10 protein-coding genes are annotated in these 15,567 nt (G+C 63.1%); 7 read left to right on the forward strand and 3 right to left on the reverse strand.

What is annotated here, in order from left to right:
• Nucleotides 1–18: 18 nt before the first annotated feature.
• Nucleotides 19–1,371: a sulfatase-like hydrolase/transferase gene (locus ACQUSM_RS06875; RefSeq protein ID WP_435117061.1), complete on the forward strand. Its 1,353-nt coding sequence runs from the start codon at nt 19–21 to the stop codon at nt 1,369–1,371.
• An 88-nt stretch (nt 1,372–1,459) separates the two neighbouring features.
• Here the strand turns inward: ACQUSM_RS06875 and ACQUSM_RS06880 are convergent, their stop codons facing one another.
• Nucleotides 1,460–2,800 carry a sulfatase gene (locus ACQUSM_RS06880; RefSeq protein WP_435117063.1) on the reverse strand — a complete coding sequence of 447 codons (1,341 nt, stop codon included), beginning with the start codon at nt 2,798–2,800 and terminating at the stop codon, nt 1,460–1,462.
• On the reverse strand, nt 2,797–4,338 hold the full coding sequence (locus ACQUSM_RS06885) for an alkaline phosphatase family protein (RefSeq protein WP_435117065.1): 1,542 nt from the start codon (nt 4,336–4,338) through the stop codon (nt 2,797–2,799). Before ACQUSM_RS06885 ends, ACQUSM_RS06880 begins: the two co-directional genes overlap by 4 nt.
• Nucleotides 4,339–4,437: 99 nt before the next feature.
• Between ACQUSM_RS06885 and ACQUSM_RS06890 the strand changes: the two genes are divergently transcribed.
• Nucleotides 4,438–5,898 (forward strand): oligosaccharide flippase family protein, encoded by a 1,461-nt coding sequence (locus ACQUSM_RS06890; protein WP_435117067.1) that lies wholly within the window; start codon nt 4,438–4,440, stop codon nt 5,896–5,898.
• A gap of 4 nt (nt 5,899–5,902) precedes the next feature.
• Here ACQUSM_RS06890 and ACQUSM_RS06895 read toward each other — a convergent pair whose 3' ends face one another.
• Complete coding sequence (locus tag ACQUSM_RS06895; RefSeq protein WP_435117069.1) at nt 5,903–6,937, reverse strand: glycosyltransferase family 4 protein; 1,035 nt, start codon at nt 6,935–6,937, stop codon at nt 5,903–5,905.
• Between the two features lie 87 nt (nt 6,938–7,024).
• On the opposite strand from ACQUSM_RS06895, the gene ACQUSM_RS06900 reads away from it, so the two are divergent.
• From ACQUSM_RS06900 to ACQUSM_RS06920, 5 genes are all read left to right on the forward strand, one after another.
• Nucleotides 7,025–8,452, forward strand: a complete 1,428-nt coding sequence (locus tag ACQUSM_RS06900; protein ID WP_435117071.1) for a sulfatase — start codon at nt 7,025–7,027, stop codon at nt 8,450–8,452.
• Between the two features lie 42 nt (nt 8,453–8,494).
• Nucleotides 8,495–10,084 carry an alkaline phosphatase family protein gene (locus tag ACQUSM_RS06905; RefSeq protein WP_435117073.1) on the forward strand — a complete coding sequence of 530 codons (1,590 nt, stop codon included), beginning with the start codon at nt 8,495–8,497 and terminating at the stop codon, nt 10,082–10,084.
• A 39-nt stretch (nt 10,085–10,123) separates the two neighbouring features.
• Complete coding sequence (locus tag ACQUSM_RS06910; protein ID WP_435117075.1) at nt 10,124–11,047, forward strand: hypothetical protein; 924 nt, start codon at nt 10,124–10,126, stop codon at nt 11,045–11,047.
• 127 nt (nt 11,048–11,174) lie between these two features.
• Nucleotides 11,175–14,561 (forward strand): oligosaccharyl transferase, archaeosortase A system-associated, encoded by a 3,387-nt coding sequence (locus ACQUSM_RS06915; protein WP_435117077.1) that lies wholly within the window; start codon nt 11,175–11,177, stop codon nt 14,559–14,561.
• A complete protein-coding gene (locus ACQUSM_RS06920; RefSeq protein ID WP_435117079.1) occupies nt 14,561–15,499 on the forward strand; it encodes a DUF368 domain-containing protein in 939 nt (312 codons plus the stop codon). Before ACQUSM_RS06915 ends, ACQUSM_RS06920 begins: the two co-directional genes overlap by 1 nt.
• Nucleotides 15,500–15,567: the final 68 nt, after the last annotated feature.

Raw genomic sequence — 15,567 nt, forward strand, 5'->3', positions numbered from 1 at the left:
ATCGCGCGGATCCCCTCTATGCAGAACGTCCTCCTCGTCACAGTGGACTCCCTCCGTGCTGATCGGGTGACCGATCGGGTAATGCCTGAAACAGCCGCTTTCGAGGACGGGACGGTCTCGTTCACCGACGCTGTCGCAAACGGTCCGTCGACGCCGGCGTCGTTCCCGGCGATCCACGCTTCCCGACACTTCGCCAGCATCGAGGGACTCGGAATCCCCGAGTCGGGGGGCGGAATCGTCACGCTCGCCGAGCAGCTATCCGAGGCGGGGTACGACACCGCGGGCTTCACCGACAACCACTTCGCCTCGGGTGACTACCACTTCGGGCGAGGGTTCGACACGCTCCACGACGCTTCCGGATCGACGGAAGCGGGCCGACTGAAACAGTTCGTCCAGTCGAACTTGGACAAGGAGGGGTCGCTGTTCCGGACGATCGAGTCCGTCTACACCCGTGTGGACGGCCTCCTTTCCACTGCGACGGGGAACGAGAGCGAGTACGAACGCGCCGCCTCGCTGAATCGGCGCGCTATCGAGTGGATCGACGACCGCGACGGCCCGTGGTTCGTCTGGCTGCACTACATGGATGTCCACCACCCCTACGAAGCACCCGACGCCTACCAGGAGGCGTTCCTCGATACCACACGTTCGGTTTCCGAATGCCGGGCGCTCTCCCGGAAGGCTACCCACCACCCGTCGGAGATGACCGACGAGGAGTGGACCGTTTTGACAGGCCTCTACGACGCGGAGTGTGCCTACACCGACGCGCAGTTCCGTACGCTACTCGACTCGCTCTCCGATATGGGGGTCCGGGAGGAGACCGTGACGCTGTTTACTGCGGATCACGGCGAACTGCTCGGCGAGCACGGGAAGGGGGGCCACCCACCCGAGTTCTGGGAAGGAACGATCCGTGTTCCGTTCGTTTTGGAGGGGACCGGGAATACTGGCGAACACGACGGACAGATTCGCCTACTGGACACCGCCCCAACCCTCACCGACGCCGTCGAGGTCGATGCCCCGCCCGAGTGGCAAGGGGAGTCGGCGCTCGAACTCGACGACGGAGAGGGACGTGAGGTCGCTTTCGGCGATGTCGGTCGGGACGTGGATTACGGGCGTTGCTACGTACGGAGGGCGGACGGTTGGAAACTCCTCAGACACGCCGATAACGGTGAGCACCTCTTCGACGTGCACGAGACGCCGGCGGAGAGAGTGGAAGACGATCGCTTGGGCGAGGAGTTGGCCGAGGAGAGTGACCTCGGCGCCGCTCTCGATCGACACTCAGAGGAGATGGCTGCGATGCGTTCCGGCGCACGCGCCGTCGGCGAGGAGAGTGAGATGGTCGAAGATCACTTGGAGGCGCTGGGTTACAAGTAATCGAACATGTACGTCGGGTCTAGCCGTACACGACTACGGAGACTATTGTCTTGAGAAGGTCGCGCATGGACACAAAGTGAACGCTTGTCTATTCCAAATATCCTAAATCTTCAAGACGATCTTTGGTCTCGTTGTCGACCTCCATCTTCTCACCGCCATTCTCTTGAGAGAATACAAACCGGGAGAACGCTTTTTCGAGCGTGTCAGTTAACCCGTCTCGTGGAGCGGATTCGTCGGATGTGGTCTCAAAGCTCACTTCCTCCCCGGTTTCAGGGACAGAGATTCCTTTCTCTCCCTCTAGCCATACGGCGCGCTGATTGTATCCATAGCCGGTCTCTTCACAAAGAATTGGGGTAGACCGCTCTACTTCTCCCTGTATAGCATCCCCGTCGAACTCGTCTACTTCTTTTGCGCCAATCAAACTGAGAACTGTCGGCACAACGTCTGTAAGGGAGACGTTCTCAGTACTTCCACTCACACCCGGTGCGCGAATCCAGAGCGGAACGTCGGTCAGTTCCCCGAAGACACTGTGTCCGTGGTCCGTCGCGTAGTAGCCCCGCGGATCGTCGTTCAGTTCTCGTTCGAGTTCCGGATGGTCCCAGAGCGCTTCACCGTGGTCGCTACAGACGACCACAATCGCGTCGTCGTGGAGTTCCTCAAATAGGGGCCCCAACGCATCGTCCGCCCCTCTTATCGAAGCGTCGTAGGCACGGGTACGCGCGTCGCGGTAGGCCTCAAATCCCTCACCGTCGGTCGTCTCTCGGAAACACCAGTCCTCTATTCCTTCGACATCGGGAACGTCGAATGTTTTTCGGTGCCGATCCGGGATATCGAGCGGTGCATGCGGGTCCCCCAGTTGTAAGTGGAGGAAGGGTCGATCCTGCCCGTTGAGCCAGTCGATCGCCGTCTCGACGCGCTCCTCCGCATCGGTGTACTTCACGCTCACCGTATCGAATCGATCGCCGACGGTCCGTTCGGCCATCGGGATCGCGGTCACCATCGCTGTCTCGTAGCCCGCCGCGGAGAGGAGGTCGGGAAGCATCGGTACCTCCGGGGCAGGCTTATTCGGAAACTGTTCCGAGGAGAGGTCACGCGGGTCGGTGTCGAAGCAGCCGCCGTGGTTGTGAGGGTAGCGCCCGGAGAGGAGCGACGGGACCGACGGGAAGGTCCACGGTGCGGGCGCCTTGGCGTTCGGGAAGGCGGCGGCATCGAACCCGTCCAGCGTCGGCGTCGTTGGATGCTCGTAACCGAAGCCGCTCACGTGATCCACACGGAGGCTGTCGATCACGACGACGACGACGGGCCGCGGGTCCTCGACCGAAAACTCCCGCGTGAAGGACTGCTCCCGCCGTACCAATCGGTGCGAGACCCGGTGTTTCGCGTCCATCCAGAGGTTGTTCAGCCGTGGAAAGCGCTGCAGGATGCTCATTCAACGTACCCCAGATTCCGCAATGTCTCTTCCACTTCTTCTCCCGCTCGCTCCCCACCTGCGTCCGTAGCGGAGGGGGGACCGACCTCGACTGTACGCTCCGCGGCCTCCCCGTCGAGCACGTCGAAGCGAACCTCGCCGTCGACGTCTTCCGGGACCGCCTCACCGAGCAAGTGCAGGAGTGTCGGTGCCACGTCATAGATTGATGGATCCACTTCGCCGCTCGCGATCCCCTCTCCCGCCGCGGCGAACAGGCCGATACGTCGGTGCGTCGCCAGCCAGTCCGAATTGTTGCCGAATACGTCGCCACCGACGCTCTCCGGCGCGTCGACGCCCTCGGTGTACTCCACGAGAAGGTCGGGCCCGCGGGGACAGCTTCCTGAGTAGAACGTCTCCGGGTCGTGGACGGCTTCCGCTACGGGCGTCCCGTTTGGGGTTTCGAGCGATTCGAGCGCCGATCGGAGCTCGCTGCGGTAGGACTCCTGCTCGCTCTCGCCGGAGAACGCCCTGTCGTTTAGGTAGACTGGTCCTCGACCGAGCGAAATCGCCTTCGTCTCGGCCCAGTCAATCGGGGCGTCCTGCACCGCGGTTCGGCCGCTCTCTGACGGGAAGAACTGTTGTGTGGACTCCGGCACGAGTGCCTGGGCCACGTTCACAAGTCCAAGTCTGTCGACCAGGCGCTTCAGCCGCTCCCGAGTCAGCCCGAGTTGTGCGAGCGCGCCCTGTGTCGTGTCACTCCCGACGACGAGGTCACCCCGCTCGACGAGCCACTGGTTCGGGTAGAACCCCGTCTCGATACCGGTGAAACCGTGATCGGACATGCAGACGACGGTTGCCTCGGGATCGTCGAGGAGCGTACCGAGGCGTTCGTCGACGCGTTCGTACATCTCCCGCAGGCGCTCGGGGCGGTCCCAAACACGGTGTTGGACAGTGTCGGTGACGAACACAGTGAAGTGGACCGGATCCGCCCCTTTCTCTTCGGCCAGCCACTCGGCGGTGTCGAACCGTTGATCGATCAGTTCCTTCGCCTCACTGACAAGTTCGTCGGCGCTCGCTTCGCCGACGACGAGTTCGGGCTTCACGTGGTAGTCGGGGACGACGTCGAGGAGTTCGTCCTTCAGCGATTCGGGTTTGGTGAACGTCTCGCGTTCGGATGCCGGGCTGCCGGCGACACAGAGCACGCCATCGTCGGTGTTCGGGGGATGTGTCGTCGGCATGTTGACCGTCGCCGGCTCGTACCCCGTGTCGGCAAGTACGTCCCAGTACTCCCGCGACCGGAAGTCGGCCGAATCGTTCGTCTCGATCGACGGGCCCGCGGCGTCGAAGGCGAACCACTCGTAGACGCCGAGTTTTCCAGGGCTCTTGCCGGTCGAGTAGCACTTCCATGCGGGGAAGGTGATCGGTGGAAGCGTGGTTTCGAGCCCACCACTCACACCGGATTCGAAGAGCCGAGCGAACGAGGGGAGGTGGCCCTCGTCGGCCCATCGTCGGAGGAGAGAGGGTTCCGCTCCGTCGAGTCCGACGACGTAGAGAGTCATGGTTCTGGTGTGCGCGGGCCGGGGCTAAAACCCTTCGAGTAGACGTTTCGCATAGTTTTTAGCAACAACGAGTCGATATCGCTTCCAGAGGCGAATCGAATGAATGTCGGAACCGAGGTCTCCAAACGGTTCGTTACGAACGTCCTCGGTACAGTGTCGGGCTTTCTGAGCACGCTTCTCTTCACGCGGTTCGTCGGCATCGGCGGGATCGGTTCTTACGCGGTTTTCCTTTCCTTCCAGATGGTCACGGCGGCTGTCGTGAGTTTCGGGCTGTTCCAAACGATTACTAAGTTCGTCAGCGCGGGTAACGACGAAGCCAGACAGTTCACCAGTGGCCTGATTCTGGTCGCCCTCGGGACCACCGTGTCCACCGTTCCCTTCGTCGTACTTGAGCAGCGAATCAACGCAGCGATAGGGGCCGACGCCGCGATACTCGTACCGCTCGGCGTCGGATCGTGGATGGCATTTCGCCTCGTCGGCTCGTTTCTCGAGGGGCAGGGACGGGTCGCGCTGGCTGGTCTACTGGAGAACGGTCGTTACATACTGATCCTCGTTGCGCAACTCGCGCTCTACAGTATGGGCCTGGAAGTGTTTGCACTTCTTTGGGGGGTTGTTCTCGGACAGGCTATGACTGCAGTGCTTGCGTACGTAGCTGTTGCCCGAGTTGTACCCGCTCGTCCATCGTGGGAGCTGTTCACCGAGTTTCTCCGGTTCTCTAAATATACATACATGAAATCGCTCTCGGCACAAATATTCAAACAAGCTGATTACATCATCCTCGGATTGGCCGGTACACCTGTTGCAGCGGGTATCTACAAAGTGTCGTTCACTACCGCGGAGGTGTCGATGCTCTTCTCGGCTGCTCTATCCGACGTGTCGTTCCCCGAGTTCTCCCGATTGGACGTCGAAGAGATGGCTGAAGCAACCCGTGAACTGCTTGAACAGGTGTTCGCTTACACCAGTCTGTTCTCGGTGCCGATCATCGCCGGAGGTGCGGTCGTTGGTAATGGGCTTTTACTGACCGTCTTCGATGTCGAGCCTCAATTTACTACACTTCCACTGGTCGGAACAGTCGGCCTCGGAAACGTTCTCATCGTCGTTCTCGGGGTCGCAAACCTCCTCAATGGTTATCGTGGTCCCCTCGAAAACTACTATTTCGGCACCAGTCGTCCCCGACTGGGCGCTATTAGTGGTATGCTCCTGATCGTCGTCTACGGACTGGTCGCTCTTCCGTTGCTCAATGCGTTCGACTCCGTCGGATTGGCATTAGCCACTAGTCTCTCGTTCGGCTGCTCAGTTGTTTTACTGGTAACCAGTCTTGACCACCCGATTCCGAAGCAAGCACTATACCAGGTCGGTGCCCAGAGTGTCGCGGCACTCGGAATGGCCAGTCTTGTAGCAGTGCTATCGGGAGTGATCGGGGGTTCGAGTGGCGTTCTCCGGTTATCGACTCTCTTGATCGTCGGCGCAGTTACGTACTTTGTACTGTTCATCTCGCTGAGCGCACGTGCGAGACGGGACGCGTACTGGGTCTCCCGCGATCTGCTCGACGAGTTATAGGCGTTCAGATCGACCGAACGACTCTACGAAACGCGTCTCGGAACGCAGCCTTTCGTTCTCGAGCGTTGAAACTCTCTCCGATCTTCCGTGCCTGATCGCCCATTGCCCGTCTCTCCGAACTCGTACACCCGAAGTACCACGATATCGTCGCTGCGAGCGATGGGGGATCCGGCTCGGTGACCAGCCGTTCGTCTAGCCGTCGTGCGACCGATCGTGTTCCCGTCCCAGTCGTCACTACCGCTGGGAGACCGGCACGTAGTGCTTCGAGAGCGCTTACCGGAAACGTATCCATCCGAGAAGGCTGAACGAACAACGAGGCTTGAGCCAATGCTTCGGGCAGATCCTCTACATAGCCTTCCAGAATCACCCCATCCGTGTCCGCGTAGGAGTCGGCGTGTCCACTACCGATCACGTGTAGTTCGGCATCCGGGTGTGTCTGACGAACCGTCGACCACGCATCCACGAGGAGGTCGATACCCTTGTATCGTGAAGCACGTCCGACGGTTACAGCTGTTTTTCCTCCTATATCCGGGTTGATCTCTCCCAAGTCGTCGTACAGGTCCGGTTCAATATACGGATGAGCGATTTCGATTGGCGTATCCTCGCCGACGACCGGGCGTGTGAACTCGGCAGCGAACTCGGACACCGCAATCACACCGTCGATACTGTGGCTTCCAACCGCCCGTACCGCGGGGGTACCGAAGCGGCCGATGAGTGACTTGACTAGAGAGTCCCCTTCAAAATCGCCAGCCCCGAGCGCGTAGAGGCCGTGATCGGCGCACAGATAGACGAGCTGTCCGCCGTTCACGAGACGGTTGATGACGGCCGTGTAGAGCGGTCGTGACCCCTCGACGATGAACACGTCGTAGTCCGGGAGCGATAACCCGTTTGCCACATCCGCCGGCAACCCATCTCCCAACCGATCCGGCTCACGACCTCGGTAGTTCACGAGATCGGCACCGACCGCCTCGGCGAAGCCCTTGTGGGCCGGGTGTGGGTCTTGGTAAAGCATTGCTACACGCGCCGCGTCGGGGTCCATTATCCGCCCATGGTCGGGGGTCGCATATAGACGCGTCGCCACAGAGCGATGGAATTACCAGCCTGGGACACCACCAAACTACCCCGTATGAGTCAGTCCCCCAACGTTCTTCTCCTGATATTCGACTCCCTCCGCGCGGACACTGCCGCGAGCGATGTGATGCCGACCCTCGACCGACTGCGTGAGCGAGGCACCGATTTCGAATCCGCTTTCGCAGCCGGTCCGTGGACACCTCCTTCCCACGGGGCGATCTTCTCCGGACGTTATCCGTCGACAACCGGCTTCAACGGGGCTTGGCCTTCGATGCCCGAGAGTGTCCCTCTAGTAGCCGAACTGTTCGAAAACGCCGGATACGACACTCTCGGTGTGCCGGGCCCCTCGAAGATGGGGTCGCCCGTCGGTCTCGACCGAGGATTTACTGATTACTACGAGGTGTATGAGGATATCGCGGAGCGGCCATCGATCGGGTACGCGAAGCAAGTGTTAACTGACAGATCTGTACGGCGAGATTTCCTTCGCACTGTTTTCCGCGGTAACGACTACTACACCGGATTGCGGTTTGAGAAACTCCGCTCACTACTCGGAGAGGCTGACGCCCCGTGGTTCGGGATGGCCAACCTAACCACCGTCCACGCGCCGTACTCCGTTCCTGAACCGTACCTCCGAGAGGAGACGCCGGGCCTTTCCCGGCCGTGGCCGCCGGTATTGGAAGATTTCGGCCGGACACCAACCCTTGACTGCGAAGACGTCCGCTCTGATCGACTGTTCCCGGCGGCGGATGGTGCCGACGCGACTACCATCGCTATGCGACAGACGGATGGTGACGGCCTCAACAGTGTCGAACTGAACGTACTCCGGGCGTGGTATCGAGCCTGCGCACGCTATCTTAACGATCGCCTTGCAGACTTTCTGGATTGGCTTGAGTCTACTAACGAGGTCGATGATACTGTCATCGTCGCTACTGCTGACCACGGTGAGTTCTTCGGGGAGCACGGTGCGCTCTACCACGGAAACTTCCTACACGACGAGGTACTCCACGTCCCCCTCATCATCACAGGCCCGGGCGTCCCTGAAGGCGAGTCGAGGTGCGATCTCGTCTCGCTCGTGGATCTCCTTCCGACGCTCGGGACCCTCACTGGCATCGATACCCCTGGAACCGAGGGCCAACCACTCTTCGGCGACGGGACTCGGGATGCCGTTTTCGCGGAGGAGGCGACGAGCGACGAGTCAGGAACCGCGCCGGACGTCTCTCGTGCAGTTCGAGACCGGTACGAAGCGGGACGTAAGAGCGTCCGAACCGATTCACTGCGATTAGAGCGCAGCTCTGATGGAACGGAACGCCTCTATCGTGTCCCGTCGGGAGAGCGAGTCGAATCCCCCGACGAGGCTGTTCTCACCAATCTCCGAGAACTTCTGAGCGAGACACTCGGTGACGACTTTCATCCCGGAACCCGGGCAAGCAGCGAAGTGAGTGAGGGCGTCAAGCGGAATCTCCGCGAATTGGGATACCGTTGAGAGTGCACAGGGGTTATCTCCCTTTGCCTTTTGGAACGGGATATGCAGACGCTCCTCATCGGTCTCGATGCGGCCTGCGAACGGGTCCTCGACCCTCTCTTCGAGGACGGCGCACTACCGAACCTCGAAGCCGTATTCGACCGAGGCAAGTCTGGTCCGCTCGCGTCGCAGATCCCGCCGTGGACCGCGAGCGCGTGGCCGTCTCTGTACACCGGGGCGAACCCGGGGAAACACGGCGTCTTCGACTTCCTCTCGTTCGTCGGCTACGAGTGGGACCTCGTCAACGCGAGCCACGTCCGTCGGCGTACCGTCTGGGAGTACCTCGACGAGGCGGGGTACACCAGCGCAGTCGTCAACGCCCCCGTGACCGCGCCACCCCGGTCGTTCGACGGTGCGCTCATCCCGGGCTACCTCGCCCCGGAACACCCGGAGTGCCACCCTGCCGGACTCCTGGACGACGTGCGTGAGGAGTTGGATGGCTACCGAGTCTACGCGCCACGCGAGACCGACGAGAGTCAGTCCGACGACGCGAAGTTCCAGTCCTACCTCGACCTCACCCGATCCCGGGGCGAGGCGCTTCGCTACCTCGACAAGCGATTCGATCCCGATTTCGGGTTCGTCCAGTTCCAGAAGACCGACGCCGTCTTCCACGACTTCCCGGGCGACGAGGCGAAGGTCCGTGCGATCTACGAGGTCGTCGACGACCAGATCGGAGCGATGCTCGATGAGTGCGACCCCGAGACCGTCATCGTTGCCAGTGACCATGGGATGGGTCCGTACGACGGACACGAGTTCCGGGTCAACGACTATCTGAAAGGGACGGGCGACGTCGTGACGACACGGGAGGGTGACTCCGTCCCGTCGTGGTTCCAACTGAAAGATCAGAAACTCGTCGGCGACGAGCAGACCGAACACCCCACCCTCGCCCGGGCCGGCGCGCTCGCCGCGAAGTTCGGGCTGACCTATCAACGGGGGAAATCCATCCTCGAAACGCTCGGGCTGGCCGACTTCGTCGGGCGACACGTCCCCGTGTCGGCCGTCTTCGCGGCGAGCGAGCGTGTCGACCGAGCGAACTCGCGTGCCTACCTCCGTTCGCCGTCCGAACTCGGCATCCGGATGAACGTCGCCGGCCGCGAACCGGAGGGTGAGATCCCTTCCGCGGAGTACGACACGGCTCGGGAGGCGTTGATGGAGCGGCTCCGTGACGTCGAGACGCCCGAGGGCGAGCCGGTGTTCGAGTCTGTCCTCCCACGGGAGGAGCACATCCACGGACCCTACGCCGAGGAAGCGGTCGACATCCTCTGTGTCCCTCGGAACTTCGAACACTCCCTGTCATCGTTGATCGGGGAGATGTGGGGGGAGCCCGAGCCGTACAACCACAAGCGCGACGGAATCGTCGCCGTGAGCGGTACGGGAGCGGACGAAGCCGAGCTCCGGGACGCGACGATATTCGACGTGACCCCGACGGTGTTGGCGTCGATGGACGTCGCTCCCGACGAGACCATGGACGGGCGGTCGTTCGTTTCGGGACCGGGCCCGGAGGCGTACCCGGCGTTCGAAGCAGGGGAGCGGGCCGGGACGAACGACGAGGACGTAGAAGAGCGCCTCGCGGATCTGGGGTACTTGGAGTAGACCACAAGAGGCAAGCCCACGTCCCGAATCGTTTCACGCATGTACGGTCTCGAAGAGATTCGGCGAGGGATACGCCGCCCGCGCGAAGCATTGATGGAGATCAACGCGGTCTACAACCGCCGGAAGCATGGAGGCTACTACAACCCCGACGGCGTGGATATCTTCGAGGAGGACTGGGATGCCTTGGCCATCCTCGACTCGTTTCGCTACGACACGTTCGCCGATCGATCGGAGCTGCCCGGCCGATTGGAGACGCGCACTTCCCGTGGCGGGGGTACCGTCGAGTTCCTCTTCGGCAACTTCCAGGACCGCGATCTCCATGACACCGTCTACGTCACTGCGAACCCTCAGTTCTACCGCTACCGCGACGAGTTGAACACGGGGTTCCACGCAGTCCGGAACGTCTGGCAGGACCGGTGGGACGACGACCTCCACACCGTTCACCCGGAAAAAATGACCAACGCGTGTCTCGAGGCCGCGGCAGAGTACCCGAACAAACGGCTCCTCTTCCACTACAACCAACCCCATCCCCCGTTTATCGGACCGACAGGGTGTGAACTCGATATGGGGACCAGCCCTGACGAGCGTCGGGGGCTTGTCTCCGAACTGCTCAACGACGTCTTTCACGAGTTCACCTCTCGCGAGGAATTCCGCGAAGCATACGCGGAGAACGCTGATCTCGCGCTGGAGGCGGCAGCGGAGTTGCTCGAAAACGTCGAGGGGCGCTTTGTCGTCACCGCCGACCACGGCGAAATGCTGGGCGAGCGGGCGGCACCGCTTCCGGTCCGGTACTACAGCCACCGAATCGGCGTTCACGTCGACGAGCTAACAAAGATCCCGTGGCACATCCGTGAGAGCGACGATCGCCCCGAGATCGATATCGAGGACGGCGAGTCTATGGACGACTCGGCGTCGGACGGTACGGTCACTGAACGCCTCCGTGACCTCGGTTACATGGAGTAGGTGTGTTAGTCGACGTGCGACATCAGCCATCTGTTTCATCATTTTAGTCTTCGGTAGGTGTTCTTTCAATAACTGAGCTGCCCGCTCTTTCACAAACCTTATCCCCGTTTTGCTACGATTCACGCTAATGAGTTCGCGCAGCGAAAGCGACGACTTACTCCAGTCACTCCGGCGTACGGCAGCTGACTGGTACCACGTCCCCGCGCTCCTCCTCGCGATGGCGTGGATGTTCTGGGTCCGGATGCAGAGCTACTCCCGGTTCGTCCAGGACGGAGAGGTGTTCTTCTCCGGGAACGACGCCTGGTATCACCTCCGTGAGACGAGCTACATCGTCCGGAACTTCCCCTCCGCGATCCCCTACGACATCTGGACTGGGTTCCCCGTCGGAACGTTCCAAGGACAGTTCGGGACGCTCTACGACCAACTGATCGCCCTCGTCGCATTGATCATCGGGCTGGGAGGACCCTCCGAAACGCTCGTTGCCAAAGTTCTCCTCGTGGCCCCCGCCGTGTTCGGGACGCTCGCCGTCGTCCCCGTCTACTTCATCGGCAAGCGGTTCAGCAACCGCATCGGTGGCCTGTTCGGCGTGTTCCTGCTCGCGCTCCTCCCGGGGCTGTTCCTCCAGCGGACGCTCGTCGGCGCCGCCGACCACAACGCCGCCGAACCGTTCTTCATGGGAATGGCGATGGTCGGCCTGTTCGGCGCCGTCGCCGCAGCCGACCGGACCATGCCCGTCTGGGAAGTGATCCGAGAGGAGCTCTACGAGAGTCGTGAACTCGACACTCTCAGGGAGCCACTCGTGTGGTCGCTCGCTGCGGGTGTACTCGTCGGGCTGTTCATCTGGGCGTGGCCCCCCGCCGTCTTCCTGATCGGTATCGTCGGGCTGTTCCTCGTCCTGAACGTGGTCACTGACGTCGTCCACGGTGACACGCCGGAACCCATCGCGTTCGCCGTGACGGTGTCGATGCTCGTGGCCGGACTGATGAGTCTGCTCGCGATCGACACGTTCGACATTTCGACGACCACGGTTTCGTTGCTCCAGCCGCTAGCCGCATTCTCGGTCGCCGTTGCCGGCGTGTTCTTCTGTGCACTCGCACGGTACTGGGAGCGTGAAGACCTCGAGGCGACGTACTACCCGGTAGCGGTACTCGGGCTGGGCGTCGTCGGGACTGCCGCGATCGCGGTCGTCTCTTCGACGCTGTTCGACACCATCGCCGGGAACCTCCTCCGCATCGTCGGGTTCAGTGCCGGCGCACAGATGCGAACCATCTCCGAGGCCCAGCCGTTCATCAGCCAGAACTCCATCCAGCAGTACGGCCTCAACAGCGGCACCGAACGCATCATCCTGGAGTACGGAATCACCCTGTTCACCGCGATCCTCGCGACCGTTCTCCTCCACGCGCGCCCGCTGATCCGCAAGGGCACGCAACGCGCGTACACCTACCTCGGCGGCAGCCTCCTGACCGCCGCACTGATCTTCCTGACGCCGCTGCCGAGCGTCGTCGGTGACCTGATCGGCGTCGATCAGCAGGTGCTCGGTCTCGTGATCGTCGCCGCCCTGCTCGCGGGCGCACCCCTGATCGCGGAGTACGAGTCGACCGACCTGCTGTTCGTTGTCTGGGCGGCGTTCATCACCTCGATGGCGTTCACCCAGCTTCGGTTCAACTACTACCTCGCCGTCGTCGTCGTGGTCGCGAACGCGTACCTGTTCGGACAGGTACTCGACTACATCGACGTCGACAGCGCGCTCGCGGCGGCCGATCTCGAGGTCCGCACCGTCGGCCTCGCGGCGGTTCCCGTCGTGTTCGGGCTGTTGCTGCTCGACCAGACGCTCGCGGCAGTGACGATCGCGGCCGCGACGCTCGTGGGCGCGATCATGTTCGTCGAGGAGCTGGAGGGCCACCAGGTGCTCACCGTCGCCGCCGTCCTCCTGCTCGTCGCCGCGCCCGTGCTCGCGATGCCGGTCACGCTCGGCGGCACCGCCCAGAGCGCCGGCACGCAGACTGCCACCTCGGTCCAGACCGGCAACAGTACCGGCCCGGGCGCCATACTGGCCTGGGAGGGGACGTTCGACTGGATGCAGAACAACACCCCCGAGGAGGGGAACCTCGGCGGCGCCGGCAACGCCGAGGAGATGGAGTACTACGGCGCCTACGAGAAGACGGACGACTTCGAGTACCCCGAGGGCGCCTACGGCGTGATGTCGTGGTGGGACTACGGCCACTGGATCACGACCCAGAGCGAACGGATCCCGAACGCGAACCCGTTCCAGCAGGGCGCGACCAACGCCGCGAACTACCTGCTCGCACCGAACGAGAGTCAGGCGCAGAACGTGCTCGATCGCCGCGCCCAGCCGGGCGAGGAGACCCGGTACGTGATGGTCGACTACCAGATGGCCTCGGTCACCTCAAAGTTCAGCGCGCCGGTGACGTTCTACGACGACCAGAACGTCTCCTACAGCGACTTCGCGCAGGGCATCTACCAGCTCGAGGAGACCGAGCGCGGCACGTTCGTCACTCGCTCGGCCCAGATCTACGACCAGCGGTACTACGAGAGCCTGATGGTCCGGCTGTACCGCTACCACGGCTCCGCGCAGGACGCCGCACCGTTCGTGGTCGACTGGGAGACTCGAGAACTGACCGCCGCCGACGGCGAGTCGTTCGACGCCCGAACCACGATGGCTAACGACTCGATGCTGCGGCGCTTCCCCAACATGAGCGCAGCCGAGGCGTACGTCGAGGAGGACGGCAGCGCTCAGATCGGCGGAATCGGGCCGTTCCCGCAGGAGGACGTCCCCGCCCTCGAGCACTACCGACTGGTGAAGGCCAGCCAGGCCCAGAACCGGAACTTCCAGCTGAACGACCGGCGACAGGCCGCGATGGCCGGCGATCAGCTGTACGGGCTGATCTACCAGCAGTCGACCACGACCCCGTCGTGGGTGAAGACGTTCGAGAAGGTGCCCGGCGCGACGATCGAGGGGTCGAACGCCCCCGCCAACACGGAGGTGACCGCCTCCGTCCAGATGCGGATGCCCGCTTCGAACCAGACGTTCACCTACACCCAACACGCCCAGACGAACGACGAGGGTGAGTTCACGCTGACGCTGCCGTACTCGACGACGGGGTACGACGAGTTCGGGCCGGAGGACGGCTACACCAACGTGAGCGTCCGCGCAACCTCGAACTACACCGTCAGGACGCCGGCGACGACCAACGAGAGCGGCTACTCGATCCAGTACGGCCAGCAGTTCGACGTCTCGGAGGGCAAGGTGCTGGGCGTCGACGAGGAGCCCAAGCAGATCACGCTCGAGCGCCGCACCCAGCCGCCCGAGGGCGCCGAGAACGAAAGCGGGAACGAGACGAACACGAGCGAGAACACCAGCAGCCTCGTGGGGACCGAGCTGTCGGCGACGGCCGACGGTGACGGGCAGTCGTCGACCGACTCCACGATCGAGTCACCGAGCGTGATCGGCGAGACCGACGCGCTCGGTCCGGCGGCGCGGGCGACGAACTGATGCGCGGACGGGACTCCCTGGGCGTCTACCTCCGCGGGGTCGCGATGGGCGCCGCCGACGCGGTGCCCGGCGTCTCGGGGGGGACCATCGCGCTGCTGACCGGCATCTACCCCCGGCTGATCGCCGCGATCACCGCCGTCGAGCCCGACCGACTGCTCGCCGTTCTCGCCGCGCCGCTGCCCGACCGTCGTGCCGACGCCGTCGCGGCGTTCCGTGAGATCGACGGGATCTTCCTCGCCGCACTGGGGCTGGGGATCGCGACCGCGATCGTGACCGTCTCGCGCGTGCTCGAACACGCGATGGCCGCCTACCCCGCGGCGACGTTCGGCGGCTTTTTCGGCCTCATCGGCGCCTCGGCGTGGCTGCTGCGCCGGGAGATGGCGTTCGACACCCGGGGCCGGCAGGCCGCCGCAGTCGCCGGCTTCGCGGTCGCCTTCCTGCTCTCCGGACAGGCCGAGGGCGCGCTGGGTCACGGCCTCCCGGTGACGTTCCTCGCGGGCTCGGTCGCGGTGACCGCGATGATCCTGCCCGGCGTGTCGGGGTCGCTGCTGCTACTGTTGCTCGGGCAGTACGAGTACATGATCGACCACCTGAGCGCGTTCGTCGACGCCGTGTTCGCGATCCTCACGGGCGAGTCGGCGACGATCCCCCCGGGGACGGCCACGATCCTCACGTTCCTCGCGGGCGGCGTCGTCGGCCTGTTCACCGTCGCCCACGGGGTCCGGTGGGCGCTGAAGCGCCGGAAAGCGGCGACGATGACGTTCCTCGTCGCGCTGGTCGTCGGCGCGCTCCGGGCGCCGGTCGTCCAGACCGCGACGCGGCTCGACGCCGGGTGGACGACGACTGCGATCGGCCTCTTCAGTGGCGCGGCGGTCGTCGGCGGTGCCGTCGTGGTCGGCCTCGAGCGGGCCGCGGGCGGCGAGGCGATCGAGATCTGAGGGGCGGGCGAGCGCGGTGAAAACCGTTCCGGGGCTCCGCCAACGCGTCTCAACAACACTTAATCCCC

This window comes from Halolamina sp. C58, assembly GCF_051195095.1.
Lineage (GTDB): Archaea > Halobacteriota > Halobacteria > Halobacteriales > Haloferacaceae > Halolamina.